At 48.1% G+C, this 17,981-nt stretch carries 20 protein-coding genes; all 20 read left to right on the top strand.

Going from position 1 to position 17,981, the window contains the following annotated elements:
- Positions 1–63 precede the first annotated feature (63 nt).
- Entirely contained in the window at positions 64–648 is a 585-nt protein-coding gene (fapR, locus tag ACFO5U_RS06420) for a transcription factor FapR (RefSeq protein ID WP_377277687.1), read from the top strand.
- Positions 645–1,637 (top strand): phosphate acyltransferase PlsX, encoded by a 993-nt coding sequence (gene plsX / locus ACFO5U_RS06415; protein ID WP_377277686.1) that lies wholly within the window; start codon positions 645–647, stop codon positions 1,635–1,637. The genes fapR and plsX overlap by 4 nt, the downstream gene beginning before the upstream one ends.
- Positions 1,634–2,572, top strand: a complete 939-nt coding sequence (gene fabD / locus ACFO5U_RS06410) for an ACP S-malonyltransferase (protein WP_377277684.1) — start codon at positions 1,634–1,636, stop codon at positions 2,570–2,572. The genes plsX and fabD overlap by 4 nt, the downstream gene beginning before the upstream one ends.
- A complete protein-coding gene (gene fabG / locus ACFO5U_RS06405) occupies positions 2,569–3,315 on the top strand; it encodes a 3-oxoacyl-[acyl-carrier-protein] reductase (protein WP_377277683.1) in 747 nt (248 codons plus the stop codon). Before fabD ends, fabG begins: the two co-directional genes overlap by 4 nt.
- Before the next feature lie 40 nt (positions 3,316–3,355).
- The gene (locus ACFO5U_RS06400) at positions 3,356–3,592 is read left to right on the top strand and encodes an acyl carrier protein (protein ID WP_058383561.1); all 237 of its coding nucleotides are present in this window, start codon (positions 3,356–3,358) and stop codon (positions 3,590–3,592) included.
- A gap of 138 nt (positions 3,593–3,730) precedes the next feature.
- Positions 3,731–4,486 (top strand): ribonuclease III, encoded by a 756-nt coding sequence (rnc, locus tag ACFO5U_RS06395; protein WP_377277681.1) that lies wholly within the window; start codon positions 3,731–3,733, stop codon positions 4,484–4,486.
- A 2-nt stretch (positions 4,487–4,488) separates the two neighbouring features.
- Complete coding sequence (gene smc / locus ACFO5U_RS06390; protein ID WP_377277680.1) at positions 4,489–8,037, top strand: chromosome segregation protein SMC; 3,549 nt, start codon at positions 4,489–4,491, stop codon at positions 8,035–8,037.
- Positions 8,038–8,048: 11 nt separating this feature from the next.
- On the top strand, positions 8,049–9,065 hold the full coding sequence (ftsY, locus tag ACFO5U_RS06385) for a signal recognition particle-docking protein FtsY (RefSeq protein WP_377277678.1): 1,017 nt from the start codon (positions 8,049–8,051) through the stop codon (positions 9,063–9,065).
- A 67-nt stretch (positions 9,066–9,132) separates the two neighbouring features.
- Positions 9,133–9,456, top strand: coding sequence for a putative DNA-binding protein (locus tag ACFO5U_RS06380; RefSeq protein WP_377279470.1), 324 nt, complete (start codon positions 9,133–9,135; stop codon positions 9,454–9,456).
- A 12-nt stretch (positions 9,457–9,468) separates the two neighbouring features.
- The gene (gene ffh / locus ACFO5U_RS06375; RefSeq protein WP_377277676.1) at positions 9,469–10,827 is read left to right on the top strand and encodes a signal recognition particle protein; all 1,359 of its coding nucleotides are present in this window, start codon (positions 9,469–9,471) and stop codon (positions 10,825–10,827) included.
- A gap of 92 nt (positions 10,828–10,919) precedes the next feature.
- Complete coding sequence (rpsP, locus tag ACFO5U_RS06370; RefSeq protein ID WP_058383567.1) at positions 10,920–11,192, top strand: 30S ribosomal protein S16; 273 nt, start codon at positions 10,920–10,922, stop codon at positions 11,190–11,192.
- Between the two features lie 12 nt (positions 11,193–11,204).
- Positions 11,205–11,438, top strand: coding sequence for a KH domain-containing protein (locus tag ACFO5U_RS06365; RefSeq protein ID WP_215104890.1), 234 nt, complete (start codon positions 11,205–11,207; stop codon positions 11,436–11,438).
- A gap of 64 nt (positions 11,439–11,502) precedes the next feature.
- Positions 11,503–12,018 carry a ribosome maturation factor RimM gene (rimM, locus tag ACFO5U_RS06360; RefSeq protein WP_377277675.1) on the top strand — a complete coding sequence of 172 codons (516 nt, stop codon included), beginning with the start codon at positions 11,503–11,505 and terminating at the stop codon, positions 12,016–12,018.
- On the top strand, positions 12,018–12,746 hold the full coding sequence (trmD, locus tag ACFO5U_RS06355; RefSeq protein WP_377279469.1) for a tRNA (guanosine(37)-N1)-methyltransferase TrmD: 729 nt from the start codon (positions 12,018–12,020) through the stop codon (positions 12,744–12,746). The genes rimM and trmD overlap by 1 nt, the downstream gene beginning before the upstream one ends.
- A gap of 134 nt (positions 12,747–12,880) precedes the next feature.
- Positions 12,881–13,225 carry a 50S ribosomal protein L19 gene (rplS, locus tag ACFO5U_RS06350; RefSeq protein ID WP_377277673.1) on the top strand — a complete coding sequence of 115 codons (345 nt, stop codon included), beginning with the start codon at positions 12,881–12,883 and terminating at the stop codon, positions 13,223–13,225.
- 203 nt (positions 13,226–13,428) lie between these two features.
- Positions 13,429–13,986, top strand: coding sequence for a signal peptidase I (gene lepB / locus ACFO5U_RS06345; protein WP_377277672.1), 558 nt, complete (start codon positions 13,429–13,431; stop codon positions 13,984–13,986).
- A gap of 11 nt (positions 13,987–13,997) precedes the next feature.
- Positions 13,998–14,873, top strand: coding sequence for a ribosome biogenesis GTPase YlqF (gene ylqF / locus ACFO5U_RS06340; RefSeq protein ID WP_377277670.1), 876 nt, complete (start codon positions 13,998–14,000; stop codon positions 14,871–14,873).
- 55 nt (positions 14,874–14,928) lie between these two features.
- The gene (locus ACFO5U_RS06335) at positions 14,929–15,699 is read left to right on the top strand and encodes a ribonuclease HII (protein ID WP_377277668.1); all 771 of its coding nucleotides are present in this window, start codon (positions 14,929–14,931) and stop codon (positions 15,697–15,699) included.
- Between the two features lie 121 nt (positions 15,700–15,820).
- Positions 15,821–16,981 (top strand): ADP-forming succinate--CoA ligase subunit beta, encoded by a 1,161-nt coding sequence (sucC, locus tag ACFO5U_RS06330; RefSeq protein WP_377277666.1) that lies wholly within the window; start codon positions 15,821–15,823, stop codon positions 16,979–16,981.
- An 18-nt stretch (positions 16,982–16,999) separates the two neighbouring features.
- Positions 17,000–17,902 carry a succinate--CoA ligase subunit alpha gene (gene sucD / locus ACFO5U_RS06325; protein ID WP_377277664.1) on the top strand — a complete coding sequence of 301 codons (903 nt, stop codon included), beginning with the start codon at positions 17,000–17,002 and terminating at the stop codon, positions 17,900–17,902.
- The last annotated feature ends 79 nt before the right edge of the window (positions 17,903–17,981 follow it).

Below are 17,981 nucleotides of genomic sequence, written 5' to 3'. Positions count from 1 at the left end.
ATTCTTTTTTTGTTGTTTATATACTCATATTAGTACCAAGTGCTAATAGCGGGCGGTGACATAGTGAGGAAACCTAAAAAAGAACGGCAGCAAGCGCTGAAAGCGTCGATCAAAGACAATCCTTTTGTGACGGATGAAGAACTGTCGGCAGAATTCGGCGTCAGCGTTCAAACGATTCGGCTCGACCGGATGGAGCTGTCGATACCGGAACTCCGGGAACGCATTAAACATGTAGCGGAAAAAACCTTCGGCGATGAAGTGAAATCGTTGCCGATCGATGAAGTGATCGGTGAAATCATCGATATCGAATTAGACAATAAAGCTATATCAATATTTGATGTTAGGCCGGAACACGTCTTTCAACGAAACCGCATTGCCAGAGGCCATCACTTGTTTGCACAGGCGAATTCCTTGGCGGTGGCAGTAATGAATGAAGAACTGGCTCTGACGGTAAAGTCTGAGCTGCAGTTTCTCAAGCCGGTCAAAGCTGGCCAGCGGATCGTTGCCAAAGCGCAAGTGACGGACCGCCAGCCTCAAAAGAATCGCGCATTCGTGAAAGTGGTGTCGACGGTCGACCAGGCTGTAGTTTTTATCGGGACATTTGAAATGTACCGCATGACTGAACAAAGTGAAGGTGAGCATTCGTGAAAATAGCTATCGATGCAATGGGCGGCGATCATGCCCCGAAAGAAATCATTGAAGGCGTCAAAAAAGCGCTCGAAGCGTTTAAAGACGTAGAAATCCTACTTTACGGACAGCAAGAGAAAATCAGCGAGTACATAACCGAGCAGGAACGTCTGACGATTATCCATTGTGCTGAAGTGATCGAATCAGAAGATGACCCGGTCCGTTCCGTGCGGCGCAAAAAAGATTCGTCGATGGTCCGCATGGCTCAAGCTGTCAAGGATGGCACTGCTGATGCGGCGGTATCCGCCGGCAACACAGGGGCCCTGATGTCCGCTGGGCTATTCATCGTCGGACGCATCGACGGAGTGGAACGCCCGGCATTGGCTCCTACCTTACCGACGATCGATGGCAAAGGTTTTTTGATGCTCGATTTAGGCGCGAATGCCGATGCCAGACCGGAACACCTCGTTCAATTTGCGATTATGGGCAGCATTTATGCCGAAAAAGTAAGAGGCATCGAGAATCCGACAGTCGGTTTGTTGAATATCGGAACCGAAGAGAAAAAAGGCAATGAACTGACCAAAGCAGCGTTTCCGCTGCTTCAACAGGCGCCGGTGAATTTTATCGGCAATGTTGAATCGCGCGACCTGTTGAACGGCGCGGCAGATGTCGTCGTCACGGACGGGTTTACAGGCAATATGGTCCTGAAGACGATCGAAGGGACGGCGATGAATGTTTTCGCCATGATTAAAGACGTGTTCATGTCATCTGCAAAAACCAAATTCGCGGCGATGCTCGTGAAAAATGACTTAAGCTCGTTAAAAGGCATGCTCGATTACAGTGAATATGGCGGTGCCGGGCTGTTCGGCTTGAATGCACCGGTCATCAAAGCACATGGTTCATCCAATGGTACAGCATTTTATAATGCCATTCGCCAAGCGCGTACAATGGTCGAATATGATGTTGCCGGCAAGATATACAGCACATTGAAGGAGGAACAAACTTCATGAGAAAGAAAATCGCATTTATATATCCGGGGCAAGGATCCCAAACAGTCGGGATGGGCGAAAGCTTCCTGGAAGACGACAAGAGCCGGCAGTTTTTCGAAAGCGCCGACCAGGTGATGGAGAAAAGCTTATCGAAATTGATGCTCGAAGGCCCCCAAGAAGAGCTGACCTTGACGTATCACGCACAACCGGCGCTGCTGACCGTCAGCTCGATGATTACAGAACGGCTTATGCGAGCAGGGATACGCCCGGATTATACTGCAGGACATAGCTTAGGTGAATACAGTGCGCTGGTCGCTTCCGAAGTTTTGGAATTTCCTAAAGCCGTGGACGTGGTCCATAAGCGCGGGCTGTACATGAACGAGGCGGTTCCGGCTGGTGAAGGCGCAATGGCTGCTATTTTAGGCATGAGCAGCGAAGACCTGGAAAACGTGACGAATGAAGTGACTGACAGCACGGGAGTCGTTCAATTGGCCAATTTGAACTGTCCTGGCCAAATCGTCATTTCCGGAACAAAAGCCGGCGTCGAGCAAGCTTGTATCGTGGCAAAAGAGCGCGGCGCAAAACGCGCCATACCGCTTGACGTCAGCGGACCGTTCCATTCCGAATTAATGCGTTCAGCATCCCAGGATTTAGCGAAAGTGTTGAGTGAATCATTCCTGCTCAATGCGAAAATCCCTGTCGTCTCAAACGTCAAAGCGGAGCCGGAAACCAATGCGGCACAAATTCAGGATCTACTCGTGCACCAGCTGTACTCACCGGTGTTATGGGAGCAATCGGTTCGACGCATGATCGAGCTCGGTGTGACAATTTTTGTCGAAATCGGCCCCGGCAAAGTGCTGAGCGGCTTAGTGAAAAAAATCGATCGCTCGGTGACGGTTATTCCCGTCTATGATTTGGAGTCGTTCGAGAAAGCGGTAGAGGAGCTGACACAATGAGCAAACTAACGGGTAAAACAGCGATTATTACAGGAGCGTCCCGCGGTATCGGGGCAGCCATCGCCCGATGCTTCGCTGAACAAGGCGCCAATATCGTCGTCAACTATAGCGGCAGCCAAGAAAAAGCGGAGGCGGTCGTTCGGGAAATCGAGCAGACTGGCGGGAAGGCGATTGCTGTCAAAGCAAATGTCGCAGATGCAGCTGAAGTAAAAGCGATGATCGATGCAGCGATGGAACAATTCGGTTCGATCGACATTCTGGTCAACAATGCCGGCATCACGCGCGACAATTTGATGATGCGCATGAAAGAAGACGAGTGGGATGATGTCATCAACACCAATCTAAAAGGCGTCTTCCTATGCACGAAAGCTGTCACACGCCAAATGATGAAACAGCGTCATGGGCGCATCGTCAATATCGCGTCGATCGTCGGCGTCATGGGCAACGCAGGACAAGCAAATTATGTGGCAGCCAAAGCAGGCGTTATCGGCTTGACGAAAACGACCGCTCGTGAACTTGCCAGCCGCGGTATTACAGCGAATGCTGTAGCCCCTGGTTTCATCACAACCGATATGACGGAAAAACTCGGCGAAGACGTACAAAAGAGCATGCTGTCACAAATTCCGCTTGCGCGTTTCGGCGCACCGGAAGATGTAGCAAATGCGGCATTGTTTTTAGCATCGGATGAAGCAAGTTATGTGACGGGCCAAACCTTGAATTTGGATGGCGGCATGGTCATGTAGACATTTATTCGGTATACTCATTTGAGGGGAGGTGACGACATTGTCAACAGTATTGGAACGTGTAACCAAAGTAATCGTAGATCGTCTTGGTGTGGAAGAAAGCGAAGTGAAACCTGAAGCATCTTTCACAAACGACCTTGGAGCGGATTCATTGGATGTAGTGGAATTGGTCATGGAACTTGAAGACGAATTCGACATGGAAATTTCTGATGAAGATGCAGAAGGTATGTCGACAGTAGGCGACGCAGTAACTTACATTGAAAAAAAACAAGCTTAAGTAATATATTGGGAATCTTCCCAGCTTGATAGCAACTCAAATTGACGCACAGCCCAGCTGTGCGTCAATTCTCTTTTTGCACAATGCCCGAAAAACAGGTAAAATCAACAAGAGAACAGTAGAGGAAGGCAGATAATCATGGCGATGAACCGAAAACCAAAGCAAGCCAAGCAGATGGCATTGAAAGAAAGTACTAAGCAGGCATTTGAACAATTGCAAAAAGAGCTGGATATCCAATTTACAACACCTGCCCTCCTGCAGCAGGCGTTTACCCATTCATCTTATGTGAATGAGCATCGAAGAAGACATTTCACAGACAACGAACGCCTTGAATTTTTGGGCGATGCGGTGCTGGAATTGTCCGTATCCCATTTTCTCTATATGAAATATCCTGAAATGACAGAAGGGGAATTGACGAAGCTGCGCGCCTCGATTGTCTGTGAGCCGTCACTTGTCTTATTTGCCAATGAACTCAATTTGGGCAAGTATATCCTGCTCGGCAAAGGGGAAGAGCTGACCGGCGGGAGAACGCGTCCGGCGTTGCTTGCGGATGTCTTTGAATCATTCGTCGGGGCATTATACTTGGATCAGGGCCTCGAGAAGGTCGTTGCCTTTTTAGAGGTTGTATTGTTTCCGAAAGTGGAAATCGGTGCTTTTTCGCATGCGATGGATTATAAAAGTCAATTGCAGGAACTGGTGCAGCAAGAAAACAACGGCGTGTTAAGTTATGAAATCATCGAAGAAAAGGGTCCTGCACATAGCCGCGTCTTCGTCACGCGTGTTTCCTTGGGTGACATGGAACTCGGTGTTGGCGACGGGCGATCTAAAAAAGAGGCAGAGCAAAAAGCAGCACAGCTCGCCATTCGCAAACTGCAGGAAACAGCGGAGGATTGAACATGTTTTTGAAAAGATTGGAAGTTATCGGATTTAAATCATTTGCTGACCGTGTCGGCATTGATTTTGTACCGGGCGTCACGGCCGTAGTCGGACCGAATGGCAGCGGCAAAAGCAACGTAACAGATGCGATTCGCTGGGTACTAGGAGAACAATCAGCAAAATCATTGCGCGGCGCAAAAATGGAAGATGTCATTTTTGCCGGCAGCGAATCAAGGAAAGCATTGAACTTTGCAGAAGTGACACTCATATTGGATAATACCGACGGCAAAGCCCCTCTCGATTACAGTGAAATCAGTGTAACGAGAAGGGTTTTTCGTAGTGGAGAAAGCGCTTATCTACTGAATAAACAAGCGTGCAGGCTAAAAGATATCACTGATTTATTTATGGATTCAGGGTTAGGAAAAGAAGCTTTTTCCATCATTTCCCAAGGTCGTGTAGATGAAATCTTGAACAGCAAAGCGGACGAACGCCGTTCTATTTTTGAAGAAGCGGCCGGTGTTTTGAAATATAAACAGCGCAAACGTAAAGCGGAGTTCAAGCTGAACGAAACCGATGAAAACTTGAACCGTGTGCTCGATATTTTGCATGAACTCGACGGCCGCATGGAGCCTCTTCAGATCCAGGCATCCACGGCGCGCGACTATCTCGACATGAGCGCTCAGTTAAAAGATGCGGATATTGCATTATTGGCTTATGATGCTAACAGCTTAACCGCTCAGTTAACAAACCTGATAGATGAAAAACAGCAACTCACAGAAAAAGAGAGACTATTGGGCGAGGAAATTGCCGACAGCGAACGCAAGATCTCCGAAACTCGACGCTCGGTTCAAGCGCAGGATAATGAAGTGGATGCGGCACAAGCAGCTCTAGTGGAAGCGAGCTCCGAGTCGGAGAAATGGGAAGGCCGTAAATTGCTCATGTCCGAGAAAAAAAGCAATGCAGATCGCCAACGCCAAAGCTTGGAAGAGTCGATCAAAGCTGAGCGCGAGCAATCGAATAAGATACGAGTGAGACGCTCGGAGCAATCGGTTTTATTGGATCAGCAGAAGCAACAGCAGCAGCAAGTGCGGAAATCCATCCAACAGCTGGAAACACAGCTGAACCTGACCCCAGCGGATATTGACAACGAAATCGAATCGAAGAAATCGGTATACATCGAATTGATGAACGAACAAGCCGGTTTGAAAAATGAATTGAAGAACATCGATTTCCAGGAACAGCAAATGGCTGAATCAAGCGGTCGCGTGGCTGCCCAGCAAGAAGCATTCGCCAAAGAGCTGGCGCGCTTGGAAAAAGAAAAGCAACAGGCGCAACAAGCTTATGATGAAATGCACGAAGACCTGAACAATAAACGCCAGCGCTTCAAGCACCAGGAAGTGCAATTTAAACAATTGGCGGAGAGTTACGACAATAAGCAATCGCTACTGTTCCAGGCATACCAATCGCATAAACAATTGACTGCACGCATCGAGACCTTGCAGGAATTGGAGGCGGATTATTCCGGATTTTTCCATGGCGTCCGCGAAGTGCTGCAGGCAAGAGAACGTCGTGAGCTGAGCGGGATCATCGGAGCGGTCGCCGAATTGGCGGACGTGGACCAAAGCTATGCCAAAGCGATTGAAACAGCATTTGGTGCTGCGAGCCAGCATATCGTGACTGAAGATGAAAAAGCTGCAAGCGAGGCGATCCGCTTTCTCCGCAACAAGCGGGCAGGGCGCTCGACATTCCTGCCGATGACGGTCATGAAAGCACGACACGTTCCGCAACAAGTGGTGCAATCGGTATCTGAACATCCGGCATTTGTTGATATTGCATCACGACTTGTCAGTTACGACGATCAATATGCGATGATTTTCCAGAATTTGCTCGGCAACGTGCTTGTCGCAAAAGATTTAAACGGCGCAACGGCTATCGCGAAAGTCATCAGCCATCGTTACCGTGTCGTGACATTAGATGGCGATGTCATCAATGCAGGTGGTTCCATGACCGGTGGCGCAACGAAAAACCAGGCCTCTTTTTTTACGCGGAAAGCGGAACTCGAGCAATTGCAAAAACAGGCTGGAGAACTTCATCAAACGATAGGCGATGCTGAAGGGAAAGTCCGCGAGTTGAAAATACGCGCGGAAACGGCTAAAGAACAGCTCGAACAGCTTCGCGCAGAAGGTGAGCGCTACCGTGAACTAGAAGCGGAGAGCGCCATTCACTTGCGCGAAATTGAAGCCGTTTGGAAAACCACGAACAATCGCTTTGCCTTGTTCCGCGCTGAACAGCAATCCAAACAAGAACTGTCAGGACTCACGGACCGCAAACAAGAGGCGGACAAGCGAATGGGCGAAGTTGCGCTCGAACTTGAAAGCTTAACAGCAGAAATTGAAGAGTTGACCGGTTTCAAACAGCAAAAGGAAACGGCAAGAGATGAGCTGCTTAGCAAGCTTGCTGAACACAAGTCGGACATGGCGGTTCGCAAAGAGCGCATCCAACAGCTCACTTCTCAAACGGCGGAATTGCTTGAGCGTGAAGAAAGCAGTGTCGCAAGGCTCGAAAACTTGGAACGCGAGCTTATGTGGATTCAGTCGGAGGAAGCAGAAAAAAGCTACTCGGATGAAGAAATCGAAGCGGAAATCACACGCTGGGCAACTGCACGGCAAGAAGCGAAAAAGATCATCGAAACGACTCGCAGCGAACGCAGCAAGCTTCAACAAGAGCTCGATAGTTTGGAAGCGCAATTGCGCGAGCAAAGCCGTGTCCATAAAGGGTTCACCGAATCGGTGCGCATTTGCGATGTCAAATCGACGCGCCTGGAAGTTCAGTTGCAAGGACTGCTCGGCCAGCTCGAAGACCATTATGAAATGGATCTGGAAACAGCCAGCAGCTATTCCCTGCAAGACGAGGAAGCGGCTGTCAGAAAGCAAGTCAAGCTTCTCAAGCAGTCGATCGATGAACTCGGCACCGTCAATATCGGCGCGATCGAAGAATATGAACATGTAGCGGAACGCCACCGGTTCTTAAGTGAGCAGCGTGACGACCTGAACGAAGCGAAAGATACATTGCGTACATTGATCGAGGAAATGGACGAAGAAATGACTTTGCGCTTTGATGAAACTTTCCATGCGATTCGCAGCCATTTCCGTGTCGTGTTCCGTGAATTGTTCGGTGGCGGGTCAGCCGACCTTGTATTGACCAACCCCGCGGACCTGCTCTTGACAGGAGTCGATATCATTGCACAGCCGCCTGGTAAAAAACTGCAAAATTTAAGTTTATTATCGGGCGGAGAGCGTGCGCTGACTGCAATTGCATTGCTTTTTGCCATCTTGAAAGTGCGCCCTGTACCTTTTTGTGTGCTTGATGAAGTCGAGGCGGCGCTTGATGAATCGAATGTCGTGCGTTACAGTCAGTACTTGAAAAAATTCAGTGAAGACACTCAGTTCATCGTCATTACACACCGCAAAGGGACGATGGAAGGGGCAGACGTATTATACGGCATCACCATGCAGGAATCCGGCATTTCCAAGTTGGTTTCCGTGAAGTTGCAGGAAGACATCAAATAAGGAGTGAGTCTATGAGTTTCTTTAAAAAGCTGAAAGATAAATTCATTACCAATGCAGAAGAAGAACAATCAACCGAGAAATACCGCGAAGGATTAAGCAAGACCCGAACCGGTTTCACCTCAAAAATCAATGACCTGGTAGCGCGCTATCGCAAAGTGGATGAGGACTTTTTCGAAGAATTGGAAGAGGTGCTGCTGCAGGCGGACGTCGGTTTTGAAACAGTCATGGAATTGATGGAAGAGCTGCGTTATGAAGTGCAGCGGAAAAATGTCAAGGACACGTCAAATGTGCAGTCGGTCATTTCCGAAAAACTGGTAGAAATCTACGAATCCGGAGAACAGGAATTGAGCGAGCTAACATTTGCAGAATCCGGCCCGACCGTCATCTTGATGGTTGGCGTTAACGGTGTCGGGAAAACGACAACGATCGGTAAATTGGCGCAGCGCCTGAAAAACGAAGGCAAATCGGTCATGCTCGCTGCAGGGGATACGTTCCGGGCAGGAGCTATCGACCAGCTTGATGTGTGGGGAAAACGCGTCGGTGTTGAAACCATCAAGCAAAGCGAAGGATCCGACCCGGCAGCAGTCATGTATGACGCTGTCCGCGCGGCCAAATCACGCGGCATCGATGTGTTGATCTGTGATACGGCAGGGCGCTTGCAGAACAAAGTCAATTTGATGAATGAATTGCAGAAAGTGCACCGCGTCATTTCCCGTGAAATTCCGGGAGCACCCCATGAAGTGTTATTGGCACTCGATGCCACGACTGGGCAAAACGCCATGGTCCAAGCGCAAACCTTCAAAGAAGTGACGGAAGTGACCGGCATCGTCTTGACGAAGCTCGACGGTACGGCAAAAGGCGGCATCGTGCTGGCGATCCGCAGCAAGCTCAATATTCCGGTGAAGTTCGTCGGCTTAGGTGAAAAACTGGATGATTTGCAGCCGTTCGACCCGCAAAAATACGTCTACGGTTTGTTTGCTGAAGGATTGGACCAGGAAGAACGGCAAACACCTGATTCAGACAAGTAAAATTACTTGACGGAGTGTCGGGGATTCAGTATGGTATACAAGAGTATGATTGGGGTGAGCGTCAATGATGGGACTGGAAAAAACGACAAGAATGAACTATCTTTTTGATTTCTATCAGGAGCTGCTGACGCCCAAACAGCGCAGCTATATGAGCTTGTACTACTTGGATGACCATTCGCTCGGTGAGATCGCTGAAGAGTATAAAATTACCCGCCAGGCGGTATATGACAATATCCGCCGTACAGAAGCGATGCTTGAAGAATATGAGGAGAAGCTTGAGCTGTTCGAAAAATTTCAGCGGCGCCAGCAACTCGTCTCAACTTTTGAAAAACAGCCATTCACAGACGAAAATGTCCAGAAATTTCTGGACGAACTGAAGGAATGGGATTAGGAGGCGATAACAGTGGCATTTGAAGGATTATCTGAACGCCTGCAAGGGACGATGACCAAGATCAAAGGCAAAGGGAAGTTGTCTGAAGCAGACGTCAAAGAGATGATGCGTGAAGTCCGCTTTGCCTTAATTGAAGCGGACGTCAACTTAAAAGTCATCAAGGAGTTCATCAAGAAAGTCAGCGAACGGGCTGTCGGACTTGAAGTAATGGAAAGCTTGACGCCTGGCCAACAAGTTGTAAAGATCGTTAAAGATGAATTGACAAAACTGATGGGCGGCGAGCAAAGCCTAATCGAATTCTCAACGCGTCAGCCGACAGTCATCATGATGGTGGGTCTGCAAGGTGCCGGTAAAACGACGACTACTGGGAAACTTGCAGGGGTGTTGCGCAAAAAGAACAACCGCAAGCCTTTGTTGGTGGCAGCAGACGTTTACCGACCGGCCGCGATCAATCAGCTGGAGACAATCGGCAAGCAATTATCGTTGCCGGTGTTCTCCAAAGGCACAGAAGCGAACCCGGTCGACATTGCACGCGAAGCAATTGAATACGCAAAAGCGGAGCACCTCGATACCGTCATCATCGATACGGCAGGGCGTCTCCATGTCGACGAAGATTTGATGCAGGAATTGAAAGATATCCGTGCGATCAAAGAGCCGGATGAAATTTTCCTTGTTGTCGATGCGATGACCGGTCAAGATGCCGTCAATGTGGCGCAAAGCTTCAACGCGGCGATCGGCATTACCGGAGTGGTCTTGACGAAGCTCGACGGGGATACACGCGGCGGTGCCGCTTTGTCGATCCGTACAGTGACGGAAAAACCAATCAAATACATCGGGACTGGAGAAAAGATGGATGCGCTCGAGCCTTTCCATCCGGAACGCATGGCTTCCCGTATTCTCGGTATGGGCGATATGTTGTCGTTGATCGAAAAAGCGCAGACCAATGTCGATGAAGCGAAAGCTAAGGAGTTGGAAGAAAAATTCCGCACGTCTTCATTTACATTCGATGATTTTCTCGAACAATTGGATCAAGTGAAACAAATGGGACCGCTCGATGAGATTTTAAAAATGCTTCCAGGAGCTAACAAAATCAAAGGGCTCGAAAACGCCAAAGTGGATGAAAGCCAAATGGGGCGCGTCGAGGCGATTATCCGATCGATGACGATCCAGGAAAAAACGACGCCGGAAATCATCAACGCAAACCGCAAAAAACGGATTGCCCGCGGTTCCGGCACGTCGATCCAAGACGTCAATCGCTTGCTGAAGCAATTTGAAGACATGAAGAAAATGATGAAACAAATGTCCGGAATGGGCGGCAAAAAGGGCAAGAAAAAGATGTCGATGCCAGGCCTGGACTCGCTTTTCAAGTAAATTTAGTAGTGTTAAGAAAAAATACTTTACAAACCTTTTAAAGCTTGCTAATATAATATCTTGTGTGAAACTATTCGGAGGTGCTTAATAAAATGGCAGTAAAAATTCGCTTAAAACGTATGGGAGCTAAAAAGTCTCCTTTTTACCGTATCGTAGTCGCTGATTCACGTGCTCCACGTGACGGCCGTCAGATCAAAACAGTAGGTACTTACAACCCGCTGACAGTTCCAGCTGAAGTTAAAATTGACGAGGAATTGGCGTTGAAATGGCTTCATGATGGCGCTAAACCGTCTGACACAGTGCGCAACTTGTTCTCTCAGAACGGCATTATGGAAAAATTCCATAACGAAAAACTAAACAAGTAAGGGAGCGTTCTTATGGAGCAGCTGATTGAAACGATCGTCAAGCCGCTAGTTGATTATCCGGAAGAAGTTCGTATTGAAAAAGACGAAAACACTAACCGAGTCGTCTACAAGCTTTCCGTGCATCAAAGCGATACGGGGAAAGTGATCGGCAAGCAAGGACGTGTGGCGAAAGCTGTACGCTCTGTCGTCTATTCAGCAGCAGGAAATTATCATAAGAAAAAAACGTATCTCGATATTGTGGATTGAAAAAGGAAGGAGCCCAGGTTCCTTCCTTTTTTGTCAGGAAAAAATGCAGGAAGGGTGTTTATGCGTGGAATGGTTTAACGTAGGAAAAATAGTCAATACTCACGGAATCAACGGCGAAGTGCGGGTAATGTCACGCACCGATTTTCCGGAAGAACGTTTTGCGGTCGGCAATAAGCTCGGCTTGTTTACAGTCGGTGCCAAAAAACCAATCATGGTGACAGTGGCGAGCCACCGCAACCATAAAAACTTCGATTTATTAACCTTTGAAGGTTATCCGTACATCAGTGATGTGGAACCGTTCAAAGAAGGTTATTTAAAGATAGCTGAACACGATCTCGGAGAACTCGAGGAAAATGCTTTCTATCATCATGAGATTCTTGGATGCCGTGTCGTTTCAACAGAAGGCGAAGACATCGGTACCGTCACGGAGATTCTGGAAACCGGCGCCAACGATGTCTGGGAAGTGAGCCCGGAAACAGGCAAAAAACATTATATCCCTTATATCGAAGATGTGGTTAAAAAAGTCGACGTCGACACTAAAACCATTACCATCGAAGTGTTAGAAGGCTTGTTGTCATGATGAACATCCAAGTGCTGTCATTATTTCCGCCCATGTTCGAAGGCGTTTTCCAGCATTCGATCATGAAAAAGGCACAGGAAAAAGGGGCGGTTCGCTTAGGTGTCGTCGATATTCGTGAATTTGCGAACAACAAGCGCCAAGTGGATGATTATCCATTCGGCGGAGGCGCCGGCATGGTGCTCAAGCCTGAGCCTGTATTCAATGCCGTCGAAAGTTTGCAGACATCGGAGAACAAGCCGCGCGTCATCTTGATGTGTCCGCAAGGCGAGCGCTTCACCCAGCAGAAGGCGGAAGAGCTCGCACATGAACAAGAGCTGGTCTTTATATGCGGCCATTACGAAGGCTATGATGAGCGGATCCGGGAACATTTGGTGACGGATGAAATTTCCATCGGTGATTTCGTTTTGACCGGCGGCGAGCTGGCTGCGATGACGGTGATTGATAGTGTGGTCAGGTTGTTGCCAGGCGTGCTCGGCAATAGCGACTCATCGGTGCGCGATTCGTTTTCAACAGGGCTGTTGGAGCATCCGCATTATACACGCCCAGCGGTCTTCAGAGGCCATAGTGTGCCGGATGTACTGGTATCTGGCAACCATGCCAAGATCGACGACTGGCGAGAAGAACAAGGCTTAAAACGCACGCTCGAGCGCCGGCCGGATTTGCTGGAGAAGCTGGAACTGACGGACAAACAGAAAAGCATACTTGCGCGTTTGCAAGAGGAAAAATAAATCAATATAGCTCTTGCGGCAAACCCCGTGAAGTGATAGTATGGAGAATGTACTTTTATGCAAAGTACACGAATCACGGTGTTCCGCTGCAGAGCTAACAGATTGCAAGAACATCTGTAGAAGGAGAGAAAAACATGCAAAACATTATTGCTGACATCACTAAAGACCAATTACGTGCTGATCTTCCAACTTTCCGTCCGGGCGATACTGTCCGCGTACACGTGAAAGTCGTCGAGGGAACTCGCGAACGTATCCAGGTATACGAGGGAGTCGTAATCGGCCGTCGTGGAGGCGGAATCAGTGAAACATTCACTGTCCGCAAAATTTCTTACGGAGTAGGTGTTGAACGTACATTCCCTGTACACACACCGAAAATCGCTCAGCTTGAAGTTACTCGTCGTGGTAAAGTTCGTCGTGCGAAATTGTACTACTTGCGCAACCTACGCGGTAAAGCAGCTCGTATCAAAGAAATTCGCTAATATTGCAATCCAGGAAGAGGGCATTTATGCTCTCTTCTTTTGCTTTGAGAAGCCCCGTTTTCAAACGGGGCTTTTTTTTATGCCCACCCTCCTTTGAGCAACGGCAAGCACTAGCTCCGGGAAGGGCGCAGGCTTGCTGTTTTCTTTGCTAAACAAGCTTTTTCGCTGTACAATTAAAGCATTAAGCGCGGGGAGGAACACGCATGGAAGCTGAAGGGAAAAAGAAAAACGAAATGTGGGAATGGTCCAAAGCTCTATTGATTGCGTTCGGCCTTGCGGCAATTATCCGGGTTTTCCTATTCACCCCAATTGTAGTTGATGGCGAATCGATGATGCCGACACTCGAGCACGGTGATCGGATGATCGTCAATAAAATCGGCTATGCTGTAGGAGAGCCGGATCGATTTGACATTATCGTATTTCACGCGCCTGAACAAAAAGACTATATCAAGCGGGTCATCGGCTTGCCTGGCGATCACGTGGCATATGAAGAAGACCAGCTGTATATAAATGGCGAACCGGTAGATGAACCTTATTTGGAAGAGTATAAGCAAGGCATTACCGGGACGTTGACGGAAGACTTTTTGCTTGAAGACATTGCCAACCATTCGGTCATTCCTGAAGGATATGTATTTGTAATGGGCGACAATCGCAGGCAAAGCAAAGACAGCCGCCATATCGGGCTAGTGCCTATCGAAGAAGTAATTGGCAATACAAAATTTGTGTTTTGGCCGGTAGCTGAAGCCGGCATTGTAAAATAAGGAGTGATATCATGACGATTCAATGGTTTCCCGGACATATGGCGAAAGCGCGTCGGGAAGTAACAGAAAAACTGAAATTGGTTGATATCATTTTCGAATTGGTGGATGCGCGCTTGCCGCTGTCATCACGCAATCCGATGATTGACCAAGTAATCCAACAAAAGCCGCGACTTATCATCCTCAATAAAATGGACATGGCAGATGAGCGGGAAACAAAAAAATGGATCGAGCATTTTGAGAACGAAGGAACACGCGCAGTGGCCATCAATTCCTTAGAGGGAAAAGGCTTGCAAGCGGTGACAAAAGCTTCCAAGGAGATCCTTAAGGAAAAATGGGACCGCATGGAAGCAAAGGGCATTAAGCCGCGTGCGATACGGGCCATGATCGTTGGGATCCCGAATGTCGGCAAGTCGACATTGATCAACCGCCTGTCCAAGAAAAGTTTGGCGAAAACGGGCAATATGCCTGGCGTCACGAAAGCCCAGCAATGGATCAAAGTAGGCAAGGAAATCGAATTGCTCGATACGCCCGGGATTCTTTGGCCGAAATTCGAAGACCAAGAAATCGGGCAGAAACTCGCTGTGACCGGCGCCATTAAAGATTCGGTCATTCAAATGCAGGAACTGGCAATTTACGCATTAAAGTTTCTGGAAAAACGCTATCCAGACCGATTGATGGAGCGTTATGGCATCGACCATGTTGATGAGGACCTGGTGAAGACCTTCGATCATATCGGCAAGAAACGTTATATGATCGGTCCTGACGGCGAAGTCGATTATGAAATGACGGCAGAAATCATCGTTCGCGATATCCGCAACCAGCATTTAGGACGGGTGACGTTCGATTACCGGGATGAAATGATTACCGAACAAGACGAGTTGGCATAATGAGCGGGTCCTGAAAAATGGGGCCCGTTATTCTTTTGCGGAAAGGGCGTATGGAATGGAGACGACAGCAGCCATCAAAGAACAATTACGTCAGGCGACAAATTATGAACCTTGGATGAAGGAGTTAAAGGCAGACAAACGAAAAAGCGTCCAGCAGCTGCTCGCTTCTTGGCAAAAACGCTTTGACAAGCAACAAACGCTGGTGCGCTTGCTAGAAGACAAACGCAGCTTTGATGATCGTTTTAAAATCGATAGCGGCTCGTTGGTCGCTGGAATCGATGAAGCCGGCCGCGGACCGCTTGCAGGCCCCGTCGTCACGGCCGCTGTCATCTTGCCGCAAGACTGCAGCGCGTTTATCGGGCTGGATGACTCCAAACAAATCGCCAAGGCAAAACGCAACGAACTTGCGGAGTTGATTAAAGCGCAAGCAGTCAGTTGGTCGGTCCACGTCCAGCCGGCAGAAGCCATCGACCGGCTGAACATCTACCAAGCCACCAAACAGTCGATGGAAGCGGCAGCGAAGGCTCTAGACCCCGTTCCGGACATCGTATTAGTCGATGCGATGAAGCTGGAGCTGTCTATGGCGTCAGAAGCAATCATTAAAGGGGATGCACAAAGCTTGTGCATTGCTGCAGCTTCTATCCTGGCCAAAACTCAGAGAGACGATCTCATGGAAGCGTACGCTGCGGATTATCCAGCGTATGGCTTTTCAAAACATGCAGGCTACAGCACAAAAGAACATTTGACGGCACTCGAAAATCACGGTCCTTGCCCGATCCATCGCAAGACGTTCGAACCAGTAAAATCGATGGTTAACAGACCTTAAGAGACGGAAAATTCGATGTTTTGAGCAGGTTGGCTGTAAGCTGTGGACATTCTGTGGCAACTTTAATACAATGGTAGAGGCAATAAAATTAAGAGACAGATGTTTGATTGGAGGATGACAGATGAATATCCATGAATATCAAGGAAAAGAACTCCTCAGACAATACGGCGTAGCAGTTTCTTACGGCACCGTTGCTTTTTCTCCGGAAGAAGCAGTAAAGGCAGCTAAAGAACTGAGTACGGATGTTGTCGTGGTAAAAGCACAAATCCACGCAGGTGGACGAGGCAAAGCCGGCGGTGTCAAAATCGCTAAAAACCTGGATGAAGTCCGTTCTTACGCGAAGGAACTTTTAGGCAAAGTTCTTGTGACTCACCAAACAGGTCCAGAAGGCAAAGAAATCAAACGCCTGTTGATCGAAGAAGGATCTGACATCAAGAAGGAATATTATGTCGGATTGGTGCTTGACCGCCAAACTTCACGCGTCACTCTTATGGGTTCTGAAGAAGGTGGAGTCGATATCGAGGAAGTATCCGAGAACACTCCTGAAAAAATCTTCAAAGAAGTTATCGACCCAGTGATCGGTTTGACTGGCTTCCAGGCACGCCGTATGGCTTTCAACATGAACATTCCGCCGAAGCTTGTCAACAAAGCGGCGAAATTCATGCTTGGCCTTTACACTGTGTTCATCGAGAAAGACGCTTCAATCGTTGAAATCAACCCGTTGGTAGAAACTGGCGACGGCAATATTCTAGCGCTTGATGCAAAATTCGATTTTGATGAAAACGCTCTTTACCGCCACAAAGACATTGTGGAACTTCGCGATTTCGACGAAGAGGATTCAAAAGAGATTGAAGCTTCCAAGTATGACTTGAGCTATATTTCTTTGGATGGGAACATCGGCTGTATGGTTAACGGCGCCGGACTTGCTATGGCAACGATGGATACGATCAACTACTACGGCGGAACACCCGCTAACTTCCTTGACGTTGGGGGCGGTGCGACCGCTGAGAAAGTAACGGAAGCATTCAAAATCATTCTTTCTGATAAGAATGTCAAAGGAATCTTCGTTAACATTTTCGGCGGGATCATGAAGTGCGATATCATCGCAGAAGGTGTTATCCAAGCTGCTAAAGAAGTAAGCCTGGATGTACCTTTGGTTGTTCGCCTTGAAGGCACCAATGTAGAAATCGGTAAAAAACTGCTGAACGAATCAGGTCTTAACATTGTGGCTGCCGGGACTATGGCAGACGGCGCTAAACAGATCGTAGAACTTGTAGGCTAAAGAAGGGCAGGGACAAAAATGAGTGTATACATTAATAAAGACACAAAAGTGCTTGTACAGGGAATTACAGGGTCAACTGCCCTTTTCCATACAAAGCAAATGCTTGAATACGGAACGAAAATCGTTGCGGGTGTAACACCAGGTAAAGGCGGAACTGAAGCTGAAGGCGTACCTGTCTTCAATACTGTAGAAGATGCAGTAAAAGCTACAGGGGCAAATGTATCTGTTATTTATGTACCGGCTCCTTTCGCGGCCGATGCAATTCTTGAAGCTGTCGAAGCTGAACTTGACATGGCTATCTGCATCACTGAGCATATCCCGGTACTTGATATGGTCAAAGTGAAGCGTTACATGGAAGGCAAGAAAACACGTCTTGTTGGACCGAACTGCCCGGGTGTTATCACTCCTGACGAATGTAAAATCGGCATCATGCCTGGATACATTCACAAAAAAGGGCATGTTGGCGTTGTTTCACGTTCAGGTACATTGACGTATGAAGCGACTCACCAATTGTCTGAAGAGGGCATTGGCCAGTCGACAGCTGTCGGTATCGGCGGAGACCCAGTAAACGGCACAAACTTTATCGACGTATTGAAGGAATTCAACGAAGATGAAGATACTTACGCAGTCGTTATGATCGGTGAAATCGGCGGAACAGCTGAAGAAGAAGCTGCTGAGTGGGTTAAAGCGAACATGACTAAACCTGTAGTAGGATTTATCGGTGGGCAAACTGCACCGGAAGGAAAACGTATGGGCCATGCCGGTGCGATCATTTCCGGCGGTAAAGGTACAGCAGCTGATAAGATTAAAGCAATGAACGAAGCTGGCATCGAAGTTGCAGATACTCCATCTGTAATCGGTGAAACTTTGATCAAAGTGATTAAAGAAAAAGGCTTGTACGACGCTTGTAAAACACATTGATTACAAAAACCTTGAAGCATTTCGATGCTTCAAGGTTTTTTTATTTTCAAAAATCATCGCAAAATTGAGCCGGCGATAG

It is taken from the genome of Planococcus dechangensis (assembly GCF_042654465.1).
Lineage (GTDB): Bacteria > Bacillota > Bacilli > Bacillales_A > Planococcaceae > Planococcus > Planococcus dechangensis.
Note: the sequence above shows the minus strand (reverse complement) of the source record. Positions and strands in the feature narration are given on the sequence as shown.